We start from the raw sequence: 19,166 nt of genomic DNA on the forward strand, positions 1-19,166 counted from the left end.
ATCGGTCCGGTCACCGTCGTAGCTCCTCTCGCCGATCCGGGCGACGCATGGTGTACGCGTCGGCCCCACTCGGCTGGTAGTAACGTCTTCTCGTCCCCACGACCTCGAAACCCTCACCCCGATACAACGCAATCGCGGCGTCGTTGTCGGTGCGGACCTCGAGGAACACGGGCCCACCCCATCGATCCGCGACGTGCAGCAGCGCGGTCAGCAGTGCGCCACCGATCCCGCGGCGCCGGGCGCCGGGATCCACGCCGATCGTGTGCACCTCGGACTCCGGGTCGACTCCGGTGCCGAGCCGTGCCAGCCCGGCGTAGCCGAGGAGAGTCCCCGACTCGTCGCGCGCAGCTACGTAGTAGTTGTGGGACGAGGCCAGTTCCGAACGAAACGCGTCTGCGCTCCACGGGTCGTCTCCCGGGAACAATACGGTTTCGAGTTCTGCGCACCTGTCCACGTCGTCGCTGCGGAGTGCATCGATCCGCACACTCATCTGTGACGATCCGCAGTCGCAACGGCATCGGGCCGGCGCAGGTACAGCGGTACCAATGGCTCTGGATCCCGTCCCGCACGCAGAGCCGGCGAGACCGCGGCAACCAGACCCGCAGGCGACGGCGAGTACACGGGTACTGCGGGAAGCGCGAACAGAGCAACGTGCTGGGCCGACCCGGCAACCCGGCGCGAGGGCTCGGAGGGCACCTCCGCAGGCTTGCGTACATCAGGGCCCTCGGTACGGCGGCAGAATCCGTCGTACCGAGCGAAGTACACCTCCCGGCGTCGCGCGTCGGTGACCACGAGCAGGTCGCCGCCGTCGGGTGTTTCGCCGTGCACATCCTGCGCGAGTGCGTCGAGGCTGCAGACACCGTGGACCGGAATGCCGAGGGCATCACCGAACGCCGCCGCGGTGACCATGCCGACCCGCAGGCCGGTGAACGGACCCGGTCCGACACCCACGACGATGGCGTCGAGATCGGCGGGTGTGTATCCGGCCTCGTCGAAGCACTCGAGGATCTGCGGAGTGAGGATCTCCGCGTGAGCCCGGGGGTTGTCGGTCAGGCGCACGGCGAGCGTGGAGATGTGGGCTGCGTCTCCCTCGCTGCCGAGTCGGACGAGACCCGAGGTCACGACGGGCGTTGAGGTATCGACGGCGAGCACAAGCACGATTTCCCAGGATACCCGGTCCCCAGCCCTCTCGAGTTTCGAGCCGTCCCAGCGTCCCGGTCCTCTCCCGGTTCCGGCCCTATCCGGATCTCGGAGCGTGTCGGCCCACCCAGGTCCATTCCGCACGGCGCACATCGGACTCGGGATCACGACGCAATCGCACTCGCAGGTGCCGGTCGGTGAGCTTCTCGACGAGCCCTCCACCCCACTCGACCACCACAACGGCCGCGTCGAGGTCGGTGTCGAGATCCAGTGCATCGAGTTCGTCGAGGGCGTTCGGGCCGTCGCCCAGCCGGTACGCATCGACATGGACCAGACCCACCGGTGGCGCACCGTCGCGCTGTCCCGGCCGATGCTCGCGAGCGATGACGAATGTCGGCGATGTCACGCGGCCCTGTACCCCGAGCCCGGCTGCGAGTCCTCTCGTCAGTGCGGTCTTGCCCGCCCCGAGCGGACCGTCGAGCACAACGAGGTCCCCGGCGCGGAGATCTTCTGCCAGTCGGCGGCCGAACGCTTCGGTGTCCTCGACTGTCGGCAGTTCGACGTGCTGTGCCGAATCAGACAAATGCGGCTCGTCTGGTAGAGACGTCATGCGCGAAACCTCGCTGGATCAGTCGGTCGATCGCACTGTTGACGATCTCCGGGAACTCGAATTGGACGAGATGCCCGCCCCCACGGACCCGCTCGAGTTCGGCTCCGGGAAGCGCCTCGGCCAATGCCTCCGAGCTCGAGAACGGGATCACCATGTCTGCGTCGCCACAGAGCACGAGAGACGGCACCGACCCCAGCACGGGGAGCGCAGCGGATTCATCATGCAGTTCGAGAGTGCGCAAGAAGTTCACGATCGTCAGGACCGAAGTCTCGTCGAGCATCCGGTCGGACAACTCGACGAGTCGCGGGCTGACCACCGTCCCATACGACGCCGCACGCAGGATCGGTGTGACCACCGCGCGCGCCATACCGCGTGCTGCCTGCACGAATCCGGGTGCGGTCCGCGCGGCGTACCGAAACGCGTCGATGACGGGGTTCTCGAGGTTGCGGCCGAGCCCGCTCTTGTTCAGGCCTGCTGCCGTGGTCGCGAGCAAACCCACGCCCACGATCCGGGACTCGAACAGGTCCGGCCGCTGGGACGCAAGAGCGATCGTCGTCATGCCGCCCATCGAGTGACCGATCACGACGACCGGCCCGCCTGGGGCGCTCTCGTCGATGACCTGGCCGAGGTCGCGCCCGAGTTGCGCGATGGTGCACGAATTCCGGCCGGGCATACCGGACTCTCCATGACCGCGCTGGTCGTAGAAGACCATCCGGACATCCTCGCCCCACCGCTCGAGCACGTGCCGATACTGCAGATGCCACGACTGCATGCGCAGGCAGTAGCCGTGGACGAAGACGACGGTCAGCGGAGCGCGTGGCGATCCGGATTCGCGCACCACGAGGGGGATGCCGTCGTCGGTCAGGACGGTCCGCTGGGTCAGCCGCAGCAGAGCGTCGAAGTCCTCACCCCGGTACATCTCGTTGGCGGGCATTCCGGCGCTCCGCACGGCATACAGACCCGCCGATGATGCGAGTGTCACCAGACTGGCGCCCAACAGCCCCATTCGACCCATCAGCGTCATCGCAACACGCCTCCTTCACCACCTACATAGGTGCGGACGGTTCGGCCACCGATCCCGGTCACGATCTCGTAGTTGATCGTGTCCAAGAGCTCGGCCCAGTCCTGGGCTCCGGGTTCTCCGAGACGTCCGTCACCGAAGAACAACGCTTCGTCGCCCTCCTGTACTCCCCCGCCGTCCGGGCCGAGGTCGACGACGACCTGGTCCATGCACACGCGGCCCACCTGGGGGCGACGCCGCCCGCCGAGCAGAACATCGATTCGGCCACTGAGATTGCGTCGGATCCCGTCGGCGTAGCCCATAGGCAGTAGCGCCACCGTTGTGTCGGCCGGGGCGACCCAGCGGTGCCCGTACGACACGCCCGAACCTGCCGAGACCTTCTTCACCAGCGCCACCCTCGTTCGCAATGTCATCACCGGCCGCAACCCGAAATCGCCCTGCTCCGGGATCGGCGTCAGCCCGTATATCGCAATTCCGGGCCGAACCATGTCGAATCGCAGGTCAGGTCGGGTAACGGTGGCAGCAGAGTTGGCCAGATGGACGACCTCGGGAGTCAGCGCGGAGCGCCGGAGGTCGTCAGCGGCCTGGTGGAGCCTGTCGCGTTGCACATCGATCTCGGGATGGCCGAGTTCGTCGCCGTGGGCAAGGTGTGAGAACAGTCCGCGCAACCGGACTGCGCCGCTCGCCTGCGCACGGGCGACATCGCGCACGAACTCGGGCCACTCGTTGCGTGCCACACCGTTGCGGTTGAGCCCCGTGTCGACCTTGGCGGTGATGACTGCGGTTTCGCCGATGCTTCCCGCGGCGGCAACTATGGCCGCGAGGTGGCGCGGCGACGAGACACCGAGTTCGATCCCGGCCGCGATCGCCGGTGCGTAGTCTGCGTCGACCGTGTGCAGCCATGACAGGATGGGCGCGTCGATTCCGGCGGCGCGCAACTCGAGCCCTTCGGCGAGCGTGGTGACGCCCAGTTCGCGTGCGCCGGCGGCGAGCGCCGCGCGGGCGACAGGGACTGCCCCGTGGTTGTAGGCGTCGGCCTTGACGACCGCCATGATCGCTGTGTCGCCGACGTAGTCCCGAAGGCGCCTGACGTTGTGCGCGACCGCGTCCAGATCGATGATCGCTTCTGCTTGAGGAAGCGATCGGCCGGTGGACGGGGTGCGTTGTAGGGCGGTCACATGAATTGATCCTGCCACCGCGACGATCGGCGCCTTCGGGGAGCCCGGGTGTGTCCGATCACGATTCGGATGCGTGGGTCCGCAGAATTCGCACCGCGGCGCGAAGATGTTCGGCGATGGTGCTTGCCGATACCGGTGCGGTTCCGACACTCTCGCCGTCCTCACCACGCGCTGCGAGATTCGCGGCAAGTGAGTGCGCGCGTGCGCCCGCAGCGGCAGCAAGCTCGATCGGCATGCCCGACGACACGAGCGCTCCTACGACTCCGGCCAGCAGATCCCCGGCGCCCGCGGTCGACGCCCACGATCCACCCGCATCGTTGACGAACGTGTGTCCGTCGGGTCGGGCGATGAGCGTGGTGCGTCCCTTGAGAAGCACGTGCACCTGTAAGTCCGCAGCGAGGCTGCGCGCAGCACCGAGCCGGTCCGACTGCGGGTCGCTGCCGGTGAGACGCGCGAACTCCCCGGCGTGCGGAGTGAGCAGGGTCGGCGCGGGACGACCCCGCACGAGTGACGGGTTGCGCGCGAGGATCGTCAGGCTGTCGGCGTCGACGAGTACCGGTAGATCGGTCGACAGAACGTCGCGCAGCGTGTTCTCCGCACGTGCGTCCGTGCCGGCGCCCGGCCCGATCACCCATGCCTGTACCCGGCCCGCAGCATCGAATGTGGGCGCCGCGACGACCTCCGGACAGTGCGCGAGTACCTCTGCTCCCGCGCTGCCGACGTAGCGCACCATGCCGGAGGTTGCGGCCACCGCAGCGCCCGTGCACAGCACCGCGGCCCCGGGATACCGCGCGCTGCCTGCCACGATGCCGACCACGCCCTGGCTGTACTTGTCGTCGTCCGCCCCGGGGACCGGCCAGATCGCGCCCAGCTCGGCGGGGTCCGCCGATACCAGGTCCGACGGCGGCAGGTCGAGACCGATGTCGACCAGTTCGACGCGACCGCATCGCGTCGGGGCAAGGACGTGCACAGGTTTGCGTGCACCGAACGTGACTGTGAGCGCGGCGGTCACCGCCGGGCCGTCGATCACCCCGGTGTCGGGATCGACACCGCTCGGCGTGTCGACCGCGACGATCGGCGCAGTGACCGCATCGACGAGGGCTGCCGCCGCCGGACGCAACGGGCCGCGGCCCGATATTCCGACGATACCGTCGAGCACGAGGTCGGGATCGCCGAGATGCTCGGGCGTCGCGGTTGCCGTGCGGCCCCCCTCCGCGCGCAATGCGGCGAGTCCCGCAGGATGCGCACGATCCGGAGCGAGCAACATTGCGGTCACCGCGACCCCGCGCCGACGCAGGAACGCACCGGCCCACAGAGCGTCGCCGCCGTTGTCGCCCGAACCCACGAGCAAGGTCACCGCCCGCCCCGCGACGGCACCTGTGCGCGCGCGAAGTTCCTCGGCCACCAGTCGCGCGAGCCCGAACGCGGCTCGGCGCATCAGCGTGCCCTCGGGCAGGACCGCCAGGTGTTGCGCCTCCGCGGCACGAACCTGCTCACATGGGTAGTAGCTGCGCATCGGGACTCCCGATCGATCGGTCTGCGCTTCTCGCGACTATTCGACGGTGACGGACTTGGCGAGATTACGGGGCTTGTCCACGTCGTACCCGCGCGACTGCGCAACTTCCGCAGCGAACACCTGCAACGGCACCGTCGACAACAACGGCTGCAACAACGACGGCGACGCGGGGATCTCCACGAGATGATCCGCGAACGGACGCACCGTCTCGTCACCCTCCTCCGCGATGACCACGGTCACCGCACCACGGGCCTGGATCTCCCGGATGTTGCTGAGCAACTTACTGTGCAGAACAGCACGCCCCTTGGGCGACGGCATGACGACGATGACGGGCAATCCGTCCTCGATCAACGCGATCGGCCCGTGCTTGAGCTCACCTGCGGCGAAACCCTCCGCATGCATGTACGCCAGCTCTTTGAGCTTGAGCGCACCCTCGAGCGCCACCGGATACCCCACATGCCGACCCAGGAACAGCACCGCAGGCGACGCCGCCAACTCCCGCGCCAACTCCCGCACCGGCCCCATCCCGGACAGCAACTGCTCGATCTTCGCGGGCATCGCCTCGAGATCCTGATACTCGCGCGCCACCTCATCGGGATACTTGGTGCCCCGCGCCTGCGCCAACGCCAACCCCACCAACAGGTTCGCCGCCATCTGCGCCAGGAACGCCTTCGTCGAGGCAACCCCGATCTCCGGACCGGTCCGCGTATACAACACCGCATCGGCCTCACGTGGAATCTGCGCACCGTTGGTGTTGCACACCGCAAGCACCCGTGCTTTCTGATCCTTCGCGTGCCGCACCGCCTCGAGCGTGTCGGCGGTCTCCCCCGACTGCGAGATCGCTACCACCAGCGTCGACCGGTCCAGCACCGGATCCCGGTACCGGAACTCCGATGCCAGCTCGACCTCGACGGGCAACCGCGTCCAATGCTCGATCGCGTACTTCGCCACCAGACCCGAGTGATAGGAGCTGCCACACGCAACGACGAACACCTTGTCGATGTCACGCAGTTCCTGATCCGAGAGCCGCTGCTCGTCGAGCACGATCCGGCCGTCGACGAAATGCCCGCGCAACGTGTCCGCAACCGCGGCGGGTTGCTCCTCGATCTCCTTGAGCATGAAGTAGTCGTGACCGCCCTTCTCCGCGGCCGCGAGATCCCAGTCGATGGTGAATGGCTGCGTCGGCACATCGGTATTGCCGTCGAAGTCGGTGACCACATACGAATCCTTCGTGATCACCACGACCTGGTCCTGGCCCAGCTCGACGGCGTCGCGGGTGAACTCGATGAATGCCGCCACATCCGAGGCAATGAACATCTCACCGTCTCCGACGCCGACGACCAGCGGCGTCGAGCGGCGGGCCGCGATGATCGTTCCCGGATGATCTGCATGCACGAACACGAGCGTGAACGCGCCTTCGAGGCGGCGCAGCACACTGCGGGCGCTCTCGACGAAATCACCGGCCGTAGGCCCGTGCGCGTACGCGCGGGCAACCAGGTGGACCGCGACCTCGGTGTCGGTGTCGGATTCCAGTTCGACGCCTGCCGTTTCGAGTTCGGCACGAAGCGGCGCGAAGTTCTCGATGATGCCGTTGTGGACCACCGCGATCCGGTCGCTCGCATCGCGATGCGGATGCGCGTTGCGGTCGGTGGGACGACCGTGCGTCGCCCACCTCGTGTGTCCCATCCCTGCCGTACCGTCGAACCGGTCCTCACCGATCTCGGCGAGTTCCGCTTCCAGGTTCGCGAGCCGGCCGGCCTTACGTTCGACGGCGAGCCCACCCTCGCCGTCGAGGACGGCGATACCGGCCGAGTCGTAGCCTCGGTACTCCATCCGCCGAAGCGCCTCCACCACGACGTCGAGGGCACGGCGGTGCCCGACATACCCCACGATTCCGCACATGGTTAGCAGGGTACTTGGCACGCTCGGCTCATCGACAATGCGCTGGTGACCAGGTTGTGCACGGTACACAGAGCAGCTGCGGCACGCCCAGCCCGATCACCGCACCCGTCTCCCACGACGATCGGCTAACGTTCTCGCCGTGGCGGCGAACCCGAAATCCCTGGCTCGGCAACTCTCGAAGCGCGGCCCGCACACGGTGCTGCGCGGCGACCTCGCGCTCGCCGGTCTCCCCGGCATCGTCTACACCCCTGCGGAAGGCTTCAACCTTCCCGCGGTGGCGTTCGGTCACGGCTGGCTGACCGGCATCGGCAAGTACTCGGGGCTGCTCGAGCATCTCGCCTCATGGGGGATCGTGGCTGCAGCGCCCGGCACCGAACGCGGCCCGATCCCTTCCTCCGTCGGATTGGCCACCGATCTGCTGACCACCCTCGACATCTGCACGGGCGTCCGACTGGGCACCGGTCGCATCAGCGTGCATCCGCACCGGCTTGCTCTCGTCGGGCACGGCCTGGGCGCCGGTGCCGCGATTCTGGGCGCGGCGCAGCGCAGGGTGGGCGCTGTCGCGGCGCTCTACCCCGCCCCCACCTCTCCCTCAGCAGCCGAAGCCGCCGCCCGCGTCACAGCACCCGGGTTGGTGCTCGTCGGAGAGAAGAGTTTCGGCTCGATGAACAGCGACGCGGTGTCGGTGGCCCAGAATTGGGGCGGCGAGGACGTGCAATTGCGCGTCGTCGACAAGGCCGACGACCAAGGGCTCGTGGAGGGCCGTCGCCTACTCGGCGCTCTCGGGTTCGGCGGGGCCGAGCGGAAGACACAGGAGCGCACCCGGGCGCTCCTGACCGGATTCCTTTTGAATCGACTCACCGACGACAAGACCTACGCGGTGTTCTCCGATTCCACGACCGAAATTCCCGGTTCCACCGCGATCACGGATCCCGCTCTGGTCGAGGAGGATCTCGGTAGCCGCATAAACAAGCTGCTCAGCGGCTAGATCCCGCGACGTCACAACGGTCCCGCCTCGGCGAGCACGACTCCGTCGTCCTCGGGCGACTCCGTGTCGACGGGGTCGGTTGCCGCGGCACCCGAATTCACGCCCGTTCGACGGTTGGCAGCTCGGCTTTCGGTCGGCGCCTGAGCGACCATGGGCCCGGCGGGTGGCCACGCATCCTGCGACGAAGGCGGCTCCTGCGGTGTGGACGGCGGCTGTGGAGCCGGGCCGGACTCTGCCGACTTCGGCACGAACACCGCCGGGCCGGCCGGCCCTGCCTGCACCCCCGCGTCCGCCGGCCCTGCCTGCACCCCCGCGTCCGGTGGGGGCTCGAAGCCCTCGACGCCGGGCCGGGAGATCCCGGACGCGACAGCCTCGGTGAAGACGGCTGCTCCCTCTGCCGCGGCCGTCGCGAGTTCGGCTACTGCGCTGGTCAGATCCGCAACGGCACCGACCAGCTCTCGACCGGCATCCACGAGGTCTGTCGCCGCTCCGAGGATGTCATCCGGCCCTCCGGTGGTATCGGCCGTACCGAGGGGGCCACCGCCGAGCTGTCTCGCCGGCTCGGACGCCCGTACAGGTGTGTCAAGCAGGTCGAAGGAACGGGCGATCGCGCCGAGGTGGCGGTCGACGGTGTCGTGGGCGCTATCGCACACCTCGATGAACCGATCGATCCTCGACTGCATCGTCGGCGCGAACACCTCGTCCAACCAGCGCTCGCACCACGCCGCGACTCCGGCCGGCTCAGGAGCGGGTGTGCCTGCCTCCGCGCACCACAGTGCCACCTGCCCGATAGTGGGGCCGCCGTCGCCGCCCGTTCCGGCGATGATCGTGCCGATGTCCTCCGGGGTCCGGCCGGCGACCGACATATCCGCGAACCGTCCGATGGCGTTCGCCTTCTCGTCGACCGCACGGGTGATACTTTCGACCGCATCCGTGCAGGTTCGGGCCAGCGCATCTACCGTGTCGTGCAGCATCGCACCGCGCTGCACGGCTCGATGCAGATCGTCGTGGGCGAGATCGCCGACATCTCCCTGCCACGCCGAACGTAAGGCGCGCACTCCGTCCGATTGCTCCGTAACCAGGCTGTCCAAGTCGCTCGCGAGTCGGGTCAGCACGGCCGCGTCGTCGGCGAGTACCGACATGTCGAGTCCGATCTGCTCTTCGTAGCGTGCGCGCAAACCTTCAACGGTGATCCGGTCTGCGATGCCGGCGCTGTGAGCGTGCGGCAGGTAAGCGGCGAAGAAATCCAGACCGCGTGCACCGGCCTCGAGCGACGCGGTCGGACCTGTCCTCGGTGAGTTCACCGAGGGAGGTCCATCCGGGTGCCGCAGAGTGCGTCGAAGGTGGCCTGTTCCTGGTCGCGGTATCCGTCCGCGGCTCTCGCCGCGGCATCGGAAGACCGGTTGGTCTCCGCCGTCCATTCGTCGAGCGCACGCCGCAGGCGCCGATACCCCTCTTCGACGGCGACCCCTCGCGATCGATACGACTCGCCTGCGTATCGCGGCCCGAATTCCATGGCGCCGAGCGCACGGCGACATGTCCTGTCCGCTGACATCGCAGAACCGGTCACCGTCGAAACGACAGCCCGGACAGCTGTGCCGTCGAAATACAGCTCGCCTCGTGGCTCCACGCCCACTCCTTCACGTGTCGGTCGACACCGTCACAGAGTTTGACGCAGCGGCAGCCGATCCGGTTCCCCGTTCGACGAAAAGAACTGCCCCCGCCGCTCGGCGATCGTCTTCTCCTCAGACGCCGGCAACGACCTTCGCCAGTCGATCGGCGACAGCCTGTGCGTGCGTGTTCTCCGACGCCTCGACCATGACGCGGACGAGCTGCTCGGTGCCGGATGGGCGCAAGAGCACTCGTCCGGTATTGCCGAGTTCCCGTTCGGCTTCGGCAACAGCATCGGCGACCGCCCGGTTCGCCGCGACCGCGGCTTTGTCCGATACCGGGACATTGACGAGGACCTGCGGGAGCGACCGCATCACCGCGGCCAGGTCTGCCAGTGACGTTCCGGTCACTGCCATCCGTTCCATCAACCGCAGTCCGGTCAGAACGCCGTCACCGGTCGTGCCGTGTGCGGGGAAGACGATGTGTCCGGATTGCTCTCCTCCGAGGGAGAAGCCGCCACGACGGAGTTCCTCGAGCACATACCGGTCGCCGACTCCAACTGTCACGACCTCGATTCCGGACTCCCGCATCGCCAGGTGCAGACCGAGATTGCTCATGACGGTTGCGACGAGTGTGTCGTCACGCAGCTCGTCGCGGTCTCGCATACTCAGTGCGAGCACTGCCATGATGGCGTCACCGTCGACGACCGCGCCGGACGCATCGACCGCGAGGCAACGATCCGCATCGCCGTCGTGTCCGAGGCCGAGATCGGCGCCGTGCTCGATCACGGCTTTCTGCAAGGACGCGAGATGCGTCGACCCGCAACCGTCGTTGATGTTGAGGCCGTCCGGTTCGGCGCTGATCGCGATCACCGTGGCGCCGGCCGCGGCATAGGCGGCGGGACCGACGTGTGAGGCCGCGCCGTGCGCGCAGTCGACCACCACTGTGACACCGTCGAGGGACACGCTCGTCGCGCTCGCGAGGTGCGCCAGATAACGATCTGCCGCGTCGTCTGCGGTTCGGATCCTGCCGACACCGGCTCCGGTCGGGCGGGCCGGAGGCGTCTCGTCGTGCAGTGCCGCCTCGATCCTGTCCTCGGCTGCATCGTCGAGTTTGTGACCGCCTGCGGCGAAGATCTTGATTCCATTGTCCGGCATGGGATTGTGTGACGCCGAGATCATCACACCGAGATCCGCAGCGTAGTCACCGGTGAGATACGCGACTGCCGGAGTGGGCAGCACACCGACCGACACGACGTCGACGCCGGCTGCGGCAAGCCCCGCGGTGACGGCGGCTTCGAGCATCTCGCCACTCGCACGCGGATCACGACCCACCACGGCAACCGGGCGACGACCGGCACGGGCGGGCGCGAGCACGGTCGCCGCCGCTCCTGCGAGCCGCATCGCCAATTCCACCGTCAATCCGGCGTTCGCCATCCCGCGAACCCCATCCGTGCCGAACAACCGGGCCATACACACGTCCTCACGTCGAGTCTTCGGAAGACAGGACCCTCATGGACACTGTCACCGGAATCAGAATGCACGAAAGCAGGCACCGGTAGTAGTTCTCTACCGGCGCCTGCTCTCGTGGTCGAACAGGTACCGAAGCTGACGAGGTCAGCGCCGGCGACACATCAGCGCTTGGAGTACTGAGGTGCCTTACGGGCCTTCTTGAGACCGTACTTCTTACGCTCGGTCGCACGCGGGTCACGCGTGAGGAAGCCTGCGCGCTTGAGCGCCGGGCGATCCTCGGGGGTGACCTCGGTCAGCGCACGCGCGATGGCGAGACGCAGAGCGCCGGCCTGGCCGGACGGTCCGCCGCCGTGCAGGCTCGCGTGGATGTCGAACGACTCGACGCGCTCGACGGTCACCAACGGCGACTTCACGAGCTGCTGGTGCACCTTGTTCGGGAAGTAGTCCTCGATGGTGCGTCCGTTGAGCACGAACTTGCCGGAGCCGGGCACGAGGCGGACGCGAGCGACCGCCTCCTTACGGCGACCGACGGTCTGGATCGGACGATCGAACACGATCGGCGCGACGGGTGCCTCGACGAAGTCCTCGGCAACCTCCTCGACCACGTATTCGTCCGCGGCAACCTCGACGTTGTCGGCGTACTCTTCGGGGTTCACGTTCTGCTCCTCCGGCGCCGTCACTGGGCCACCTGCTTGATCTCGAACGGCACCGGCTGCTGCGCGGCGTGGGGGTGGTTCGGGCCCGCGTAGACCTTCAGCTTCTTGGCGATGGCGCGGCCGAGCTTGTTCTTGGGGAGCATGCCGGTGACGGCCTTCTCCACGAGGCGGTCGGGGTTCTTCTCGAGAACCTCACCCACGGAACGAGCGCGGAGACCACCCGGGTGACCGGAGTGGCTGTAGAGGAACTTGCCTTCGCGCTTGTTGCCGGAGATGGCGACCTTGTCGGCGTTGATGATGACGACGAAGTCACCACCGTCGACATGCGGGGCAAAGGTGGGCTTGTGCTTGCCGCGGAGCAGGTTTGCCGCCTGCACCGCGAGGCGGCCGAGCACCACGTCGGTGGCGTCGATGACGTGCCACTGATGGGTCACGTCGCCGGCTTTCGGTGTGTACGTAGACACAGATCTTCCTCGTCTATCGTTTCGCTGCTGGCCCGCGTGCCGCGCATAGTCGACCTCGGCGGCCAGTTGAGACCCGAGAGACGACGCTTGCCGCGCACATGGCTACGACAGCGTGCGACACGCCGATCGCACACAATACCCGTCGGAGGGCGGCAGGGTCAAAGCGCGGCAGCTCCGACTTCCCGGGCACGCAATGTCCCGGCGGCCTCTCCACCCCCGGGACATCGCGCAGCGGGGTCTCCCCGCCCCGCCTGGCGGGCAGGTTTCACCCGGGGAAACGTCCCTTGTTCAGCACCTCGGTGTCGCGCATCCTGTCGTTGCCGCCGGCAACGGCAGTGTTGATCTCGAACAGGACCTGATTGAGTCCGAGTTGCGCCTGATTCCAGCGTTCCTGTGTGCCTCGGTAGGTTTCCTGGGCGTCGCCGCCCCAGGTTTCGATCAGTGGAGCCACCTGGCGCGCAATGCTGTCGAGCGTGTCGTTCATGTTCTTCTGCAACGTGGAAAGTCCCGCGTGCAGATCATCTATGCCGCCGAAATTCTGATAGATCTCGCCATCGGGCATGTGGGGTTCCCTGTCTGTTCGAAGTGGTCCCTGCTGGAATTGCCGTCCAGCGGGCTGCCGACGTACGTCGGTCGATCAGTAAGATCCGTTCAGTGCCGACCCGGATCCCGGATCGACGCGGTTCAACGCCGCAGATTGCTCCTGTACTGCTTCCTCGTAGGACCGGCCACTGCTTCGAATACCTTCTGCCAGTTCGTCGAGTGCCAGGTTCAGCTGTCGGCCATTGCGATCCCAGCGCTCCATGATTCCCGCGAATTGATTCGCTGCCTTGCTTCGCCACACTTCGTCGACCGCCGCGACCCGCGCACGAAGCGCCTGGATCGTGCCTTCGAGTTCGGTTCGCGAGTCCTGCAGCTGACTCGCGACCACTTCCATGGTCACGACGTCGGTAGTGACCTGCCCCCCGCTGCCGGTTCCGCCCTCGCTCATCGCGTACCCCTCCATTGTTCCGCGTTGCGGTTCCCTCGGCCCCCGTTGGTCCGACCGCTTCGCCCCTACACCTGATTCGACGCAGCCCGCGCCGGATCGGTTCCGCTCGATCCGAACTATGTCGAAGATTTCTCACACCGGCTCCACTGTGTGCACAGCCTGTTCGCATTCATTTCTGATTCCGGTCCATTCGTCGGCGAGGAACTGGCAGCCGATCGAAACCTGAATACCGGGCATGACGACGACCGACCACCGCACCGTGGAGAACTCGTCGGGCACCTCGACGTAGGAAATGACCGGACGATCACCGAAGCGTGTGTCCGACTCGATATCTCGGATGACATCGCTACGCGCCGCCGCGCGCGCCGCAAGACTGATCGCCACCGCATCCGAATCCATCCCGTCCGCGAGATGTGAGTACACGACCACGATCCTTCGGTCGGGCCCCGAACCCGGCAACAGCTCGATCCGTCCCGGCTGCTGTACGTCGGAATCACGTATACGCCAAGACGATGGGAGGTCCAGGCGCACGGGCCCCAGATCGATCGTGGCGAACTCGGGGTCGTCCGCCTCCGGCGAGGCCGGGGCGGAAGGACTGTCGGAAGCTTCGGCCACGCCGGCACTGCCGGAGACACCGGTGTCCGCGACGGTCTCGCCGGTGCCCTCACCACCCGATGTGAGCACCATTGCGGCAACGACGACGACCACGAGCAGCGCCCCCGCGAGTGCCCAACCCAGGACCGGGGCGCGCGACGGCTCGGGCATCGGGCCACGGACGTCCCGCAGCCATTGCGCCGTCGACGTCCCGGCATCGCTCTCCGCGGCCCCGGCCTGCCCCTCTCTCGGCTCGGACACCCGCGTGAACGGTGCAAGCATCTCCGATGCTGCGACGGGAACAACCCGGATCCCGCGTCCGATCCGCACGCCCAACCGCGTGCACAATTCGACACCCGCAGGTTCACCTGGAACGCCCGTCACCAGCAGGACATCCGGATCGACTCGTCCGGAGACCGCTTCGATCAGAGATCTGAGGCATGTGGTGCCGTCGTCGGAATCCACCTCCCCGGCCGCCAGCCCCGGATCCCTCGCAACACGGTCGATGACAGCACGCCCACTGCCACCCGGTTCGAGCGAGGTCGCTGTGACCCCGTCCGTCTCGACCTCGAGCGTCACACATCGTTCGTCCGTAGCCACCTCGACTGCGTCGCATGCCGCGACCGCAGCCGGTATCAACTCCGCATTGCGTGCAACGTTCCGAACGGCGGTGTACAGCGCGTCACGCCGCCGCGCACTCCACTTCGTCGGATGCACCGCGACGACCGTTCCCGTACTCGGGGGCGCACCGACCGCTGCAGCGGCATAACGCATCAGTCCTGTGAGCATCTCGACGGAGTCATCTGCAAACACGTCGGTCGTCTCCAGCGCCGCCGCGGCGTCTCCGAAAACCCACCCGTCGCCCAGCCTCCCAGCGATGGCAGGCACGTACCGGATGCGTTCGCCACGGCGCGCACACACGCCTGACGATCCGATGTGGAGTCCCAGCACATCCGTGCTCACGACGGTTGTGGCCGTGCTGTCTGGATGAGTTCGTTACCGTTGCGTCGCACGAGGATTCCTCGGCCGGGCGGCATCGGACCGGGCCGTGCAGTGCCGATGAGCGCGCCTTCGTCGCGACTTCCGCACATGATCAGGCCCGGGGTGGACAGTTCCCGCAACCGTGCGATGACCGGTTCGTACAGCGCGCGACTCGCACCGCCCGCGCGCCTCGCGATGATCAGGTGCAGACCGATATCCTTCGCCTGCGGAAGATACTCGAGCAGCGGCGTCAACGGATTCTGACCGGATGACGCAACCAGGTCGTAGTCGTCGACGATGACGAACACCTCGGGGCCCGTCCACCATGTGCGGTCGCGTAATTGCTGCTGGGTGGTGTCGGCGCCCGGAAGCCGTCGTTCGAAGATCCCGGCGAGTTCGACGGCCATCGTCGACAACACGGACGCGCTCGGCGCGTAACCGCCGAGATGGTCGCCTTCGACTACTCCGAGCATGGTCCGGCGGTAGTCGCCGATGATGATCCGTGCCTGCGCCCCGGTGTTCGACTCCATGAGGCTCCGGCAGATCCCGTGGAGCAGCGTGGTCTTCCCGCACCCGGAATCTCCGAACACCAGCAGGTGGGGACTCTCGGCGAAGTCGAGGGCCACCGGAGCCAGCTCCGCCTCGTCGATCCCGATCGGCGTGTGCAACCGCTGCGCGACCGGTGCGCTGGTCGAGACCGGCCAGCCGCCGGGAAGCGCAGCGAGCACGGCCGCGCGGTCGACCTCCTCGGGCAGCATCCTGACAGCGGGCGCATGGCCGCCCGGAGTTGCAGCAGCGATCGCGGCGACAGCCGCGGCCACGCCCTCGCTGAGATCGTCGACACCTGCACTGCAGTCGACTCGTGGCAGTGCAGCCAGTACGTGAAGTCCGTCCCGGTCGATTCCTCGGCCGGGCCTGCCCTCGGGCACCAGCGCCGCCTTCTTACGCCCGTATTCCGAATCGGCCGGGTCGCCGAGACGGAGTTCGAGGCGCGTTCCGAGGTGGTCACGCAGCGCCGGCCGGACGTCCCACCACCGCGGTGCACTGATCACGACATGGATTCCGTAGGACAACCCACGCGACGCCAGGACACCGACACTCTGCTCGAGTGGCTCGAAGTCCTCCCGAATGCTGGGCCAGCCGTCGATCACGAGGAAGACGTCGCCGAATGGCTCTGCGGAGACATGCGGGGCACCTTCGGCACGCAACCGTCTCATCTGCGACATCGATTCGAGCCCCCAATCGCCGAACTGCTGCTCTCTCCGACGCAGTAGCCCCATGAGTTCCGCAACGGTGCGGCGAACCCGGTCCGCGGCGAGACGATTCGCCACGGAACCTACGTGTGGGAGACCTGAGATCCCGGCAAGAGTGCCGCCACCGAAATCGAGGCAGTAGAACTGGATCTGCTCAGCTGTGTGGGTAGCGGCCAACGACACGATCAGGGTGCGCAGCAACGTCGATTTACCCGATTGCGGACCTCCGACCACGATGGCGTTGCCTGCAGCTCCCGACAGGTCGACGACCAAAGGGTCCCGACGCTGTTCGAAGGGCCGGTCGACGATCCCGATCGTCGTCCGCAAAGTGGACTGGCGCAGCACATCTCCGGTGAGCAACGAGTGTGACAGGACTCTGTCGAGGCTCGGAGATTCGTCCAGCGGCGGAAGCCACACCTCGTGTGCTGGGGTGCCGTGACCACGGACCCTGCCGACCACGACGTCCAGGACAGTGCGGCCCCCGTCGGCCGTGGTCGCCCCCGTTTCCGGGGTCGGATCGCCTGCCGTCGGGACCGGCAGGGGGGCTCCCCGATCGGCAGGTACATCGCGTGCCGTGAACACGCGCGGGCCGGCAGTTCCGGCAGCCGCCGTCCGACTCCTGCGCGCCGGCCTGCCGGGTTCGTACGGTCCCGAAACGTAGGCTGCATCGAAACGCACGATCTCCGCGGAATCGCATTTGAGGTAACCGGCACCTGGTGTGGGTGGCAGGCTGTATGCATCCGGAACACCGAGAACACTGCGGGATTCGTTTGCGGAAAAGGTCTTCAGTCCGATGCGATAGGACAGGTGGCTGTCCAGACCACGCAATTTTCCTTCGTCGAGCCGCTGGCTCGCCAGCAACAAATGCATGTGCAGCGACCTGCCGAGACGGCCGATCGCCGCAAAGAGGTCGGCGAATTCGGGCTGCTGGGCGAGCAGTTCCGAGAACTCGTCGACGACGATGAACAATGCCGGCAACGGTGCGAGCGGAGCACCTGCACTCCTGGCTCTTTCGTAGTCACCGACATTCGCGAAGTTGCCTGCCGCTCGCAACAGCTCCTGCCTGCGGGTCATCTCGCCCTCGAGTGCGTCTTTCATCCGTTCGACCATCGCGAGCTCGTCGGCCAGGTTGGTGATGACTGCTGCAACGTGCGGACTCCGATCGAGCCCGAGGAAAGTCGCGCCGCCCTTGAAATCGATGAGTACGAGGTTGAGTGCATCCGGTGAGTGCGTTGCGACAAGGCCGAGCACGAGAGTCCGCAGGAACTCGCTCTTTCCCGAACCCGTGGCACCGATGCACAGGCCGTGCGGACCCATCCCGTTCTCCGCAGACTCCTTCAGGTCGATCTCGACCGGAGCGCCGTCCACACCGACACCGATCGGGACTCGCAGCCTGTCGCGACCGGATCTCGGTGCCCAGGCCTGCAACGGATCGAGTCGTGCGATGTCGCCGAGTCCGAGCAGGTCCTGCCAGTTCTCGATACTGCCGGTGTCGGCTCCGTCGTCCGTCGCGAATTGAGTAGCGGCGCGGTACGGGGCGAGGCGGCGCGCCAAGGCCTGCGCTTGCGGGGCACCGATGCCGTCGGCCTCCGCAAAGGTTTCCACCGAACTGCCCGTTCTCGCGCCGAGACGACCGTTCTCCACGACCAGCTGCAGCCCACGATGCGCCGCGAGCCGCGGCGCGAACCCGGAGAGGTCGAGCAGTGTCACCGAGTCGAGCCCATCGTCGAGGAGCCCGGAACCGGATCCGGAGACCCCGCCGTCGATGACGATCAGCAGTTGCGGAACTGTTTCGACGGCGGGTGTGTTGCGGACGAACCGTCCGCGTGAGGACAGGTGAACACCGAGGACCGTCTCGAGTTCGAGTACGGAACCGAACACCATGCGGGCGCTGCCTGCCCCGTCGCGCGCCTCGGGATGCTGCGCGTGAGGGAGCCACTTGACCCACTCCCATTCCGCAGCGGTGTCCGGTCCGCATACGACGGCGACCTGGAGTACATCGGGTGCATGAAAGGTGCACAGTTGAGCGAGCATCGCCCGGGCCAGCTGCTGCGCGGCCTCACGGTCGCCACTGATACCGACCGACGCGAATCCACGCATCGATACAGCCGTCGGGAGCGCAGGCACCACCGAGTGCGCGCGCACGAAGCGGCGCAACGACACCGCGGCGACCGGTTCGAGATCCTCGACCGGGCCGGTCTCGGGAGCGATCAGCTTCGTCGCGAGTCGCTGTCCCCCCAGGCCCACCCGCACGTGGCAGAAGTCCGCGTCGGAAGTGCGGCGTTCCCACATCCGGACCGTCCCGACGAGAGTCCACAACAGCGCCGGGTCCGGGTGGGTCCACTCGAGGGACCGCCGCTGCGCCGAACCCGTCTCGGCGACGTCGCGCCGCAGGGTGTCGAGGTAGCGCAGGTAGTCTTTGCGATCCTCGTTCGCCTCGGCAGTTTTCGCGCCGCCTCCGCGACCGCTGTTGGCGAGCATGCCGATCATCGACACCATCATCATCAGCGGGAAGACCAAAGCCATGGGACTGCGCGCCATTCCGGAACCGAACATGAGCGCGACCATGCCTATCATCGCCGCAACCATCACCAGAGGCAGCAGCTTCATGAGCAAGTTGCCCGGTGTGGCTCTCGGAATATCCGGCGGTGCCTGCAGACTCACTTCCCCACCGGGTGCGCGTGGCGCATCCCGACGCACTCGACGCGCAAAACGAACCGTGCTCATTCCCCAACCCCCCGTACACACCGGCCGCCGACAACGACCTTCCCCCCCACGGTCGTGGAAGA

The 19,166-nt window shown here is 67.1% G+C and carries 17 protein-coding genes; 1 reads left to right on the top strand and 16 read right to left on the bottom strand.

Translation table 11 applies throughout. From position 1 onward, the window contains the following. Positions 1-10: 10 nt before the first annotated feature. The 7 genes from rimI to glmS all read right to left on the bottom strand — a co-directional run bounded on the left by rimI (position 11) and on the right by glmS (position 7,367). Positions 11-490 (bottom strand): ribosomal protein S18-alanine N-acetyltransferase, encoded by a 480-nt coding sequence (gene rimI / locus ACTDXD_RS01655; RefSeq protein ID WP_440125481.1) that lies wholly within the window; start codon positions 488-490, stop codon positions 11-13. After that, positions 487-1,158: a tRNA (adenosine(37)-N6)-threonylcarbamoyltransferase complex dimerization subunit type 1 TsaB gene (tsaB, locus tag ACTDXD_RS01660; RefSeq protein WP_440125482.1), complete on the bottom strand. Its 672-nt coding sequence runs from the start codon at positions 1,156-1,158 to the stop codon at positions 487-489. Before tsaB ends, rimI begins: the two co-directional genes overlap by 4 nt. A 79-nt stretch (positions 1,159-1,237) precedes the next feature. Beyond that, positions 1,238-1,750 carry a tRNA (adenosine(37)-N6)-threonylcarbamoyltransferase complex ATPase subunit type 1 TsaE gene (gene tsaE / locus ACTDXD_RS01665; protein WP_440125483.1) on the bottom strand — a complete coding sequence of 171 codons (513 nt, stop codon included), beginning with the start codon at positions 1,748-1,750 and terminating at the stop codon, positions 1,238-1,240. Further along, the gene (locus tag ACTDXD_RS01670; protein WP_440125484.1) at positions 1,716-2,774 is read right to left on the bottom strand and encodes an alpha/beta fold hydrolase; all 1,059 of its coding nucleotides are present in this window, start codon (positions 2,772-2,774) and stop codon (positions 1,716-1,718) included. Before ACTDXD_RS01670 ends, tsaE begins: the two co-directional genes overlap by 35 nt. Next, positions 2,771-3,949, bottom strand: coding sequence for an alanine racemase (gene alr, locus ACTDXD_RS01675; protein WP_440125485.1), 1,179 nt, complete (start codon positions 3,947-3,949; stop codon positions 2,771-2,773). Before alr ends, ACTDXD_RS01670 begins: the two co-directional genes overlap by 4 nt. 58 nt (positions 3,950-4,007) lie before the next feature. Continuing rightward, the gene (locus tag ACTDXD_RS01680) at positions 4,008-5,465 is read right to left on the bottom strand and encodes an NAD(P)H-hydrate dehydratase (protein WP_440125486.1); all 1,458 of its coding nucleotides are present in this window, start codon (positions 5,463-5,465) and stop codon (positions 4,008-4,010) included. A gap of 36 nt (positions 5,466-5,501) precedes the next feature. After that, positions 5,502-7,367, bottom strand: coding sequence for a glutamine--fructose-6-phosphate transaminase (isomerizing) (gene glmS, locus ACTDXD_RS01685; RefSeq protein ID WP_440125488.1), 1,866 nt, complete (start codon positions 7,365-7,367; stop codon positions 5,502-5,504). Between the two features lie 139 nt (positions 7,368-7,506). Between glmS and ACTDXD_RS01690 the strand changes: the two genes are divergently transcribed. Next, complete coding sequence (locus ACTDXD_RS01690) at positions 7,507-8,355, top strand: hypothetical protein (protein ID WP_440125489.1); 849 nt, start codon at positions 7,507-7,509, stop codon at positions 8,353-8,355. Between the two features lie 11 nt (positions 8,356-8,366). On the opposite strand, the gene ACTDXD_RS01695 is transcribed toward ACTDXD_RS01690, so the two are convergent. The 9 genes from ACTDXD_RS01695 to eccCa form a co-directional block, all read right to left on the bottom strand. Further along, a complete protein-coding gene (locus tag ACTDXD_RS01695; protein ID WP_440125490.1) occupies positions 8,367-9,659 on the bottom strand; it encodes a hypothetical protein in 1,293 nt (430 codons plus the stop codon). Then, complete coding sequence (locus ACTDXD_RS01700) at positions 9,656-9,985, bottom strand: hypothetical protein (protein ID WP_440125491.1); 330 nt, start codon at positions 9,983-9,985, stop codon at positions 9,656-9,658. Before ACTDXD_RS01700 ends, ACTDXD_RS01695 begins: the two co-directional genes overlap by 4 nt. 115 nt (positions 9,986-10,100) lie before the next feature. After that, positions 10,101-11,438, bottom strand: a complete 1,338-nt coding sequence (gene glmM / locus ACTDXD_RS01705) for a phosphoglucosamine mutase (protein WP_440125492.1) — start codon at positions 11,436-11,438, stop codon at positions 10,101-10,103. A gap of 161 nt (positions 11,439-11,599) precedes the next feature. Next, positions 11,600-12,118, bottom strand: a complete 519-nt coding sequence (gene rpsI / locus ACTDXD_RS01710) for a 30S ribosomal protein S9 (RefSeq protein WP_169685583.1) — start codon at positions 12,116-12,118, stop codon at positions 11,600-11,602. Further along, positions 12,115-12,558, bottom strand: coding sequence for a 50S ribosomal protein L13 (gene rplM / locus ACTDXD_RS01715; RefSeq protein ID WP_054714919.1), 444 nt, complete (start codon positions 12,556-12,558; stop codon positions 12,115-12,117). The genes rpsI and rplM overlap by 4 nt, the downstream gene beginning before the upstream one ends. A gap of 265 nt (positions 12,559-12,823) precedes the next feature. Next, positions 12,824-13,120, bottom strand: a complete 297-nt coding sequence (locus tag ACTDXD_RS01720; RefSeq protein ID WP_440125493.1) for a WXG100 family type VII secretion target — start codon at positions 13,118-13,120, stop codon at positions 12,824-12,826. A gap of 75 nt (positions 13,121-13,195) precedes the next feature. Then, positions 13,196-13,549, bottom strand: a complete 354-nt coding sequence (locus ACTDXD_RS01725; protein WP_440125495.1) for a WXG100 family type VII secretion target — start codon at positions 13,547-13,549, stop codon at positions 13,196-13,198. Between the two features lie 132 nt (positions 13,550-13,681). Further along, positions 13,682-15,106: a type VII secretion-associated protein gene (locus ACTDXD_RS01730; protein WP_440125496.1), complete on the bottom strand. Its 1,425-nt coding sequence runs from the start codon at positions 15,104-15,106 to the stop codon at positions 13,682-13,684. Next, a complete protein-coding gene (eccCa, locus tag ACTDXD_RS01735; RefSeq protein ID WP_440125497.1) occupies positions 15,103-19,104 on the bottom strand; it encodes a type VII secretion protein EccCa in 4,002 nt (1,333 codons plus the stop codon). Before eccCa ends, ACTDXD_RS01730 begins: the two co-directional genes overlap by 4 nt. Between the last annotated feature and the right edge of the window lie 62 nt (positions 19,105-19,166).

Origin of the sequence: Rhodococcus sp. SJ-3, assembly GCF_051918125.1 — a bacterium.
Lineage (GTDB): Bacteria > Actinomycetota > Actinomycetes > Mycobacteriales > Mycobacteriaceae > Rhodococcus.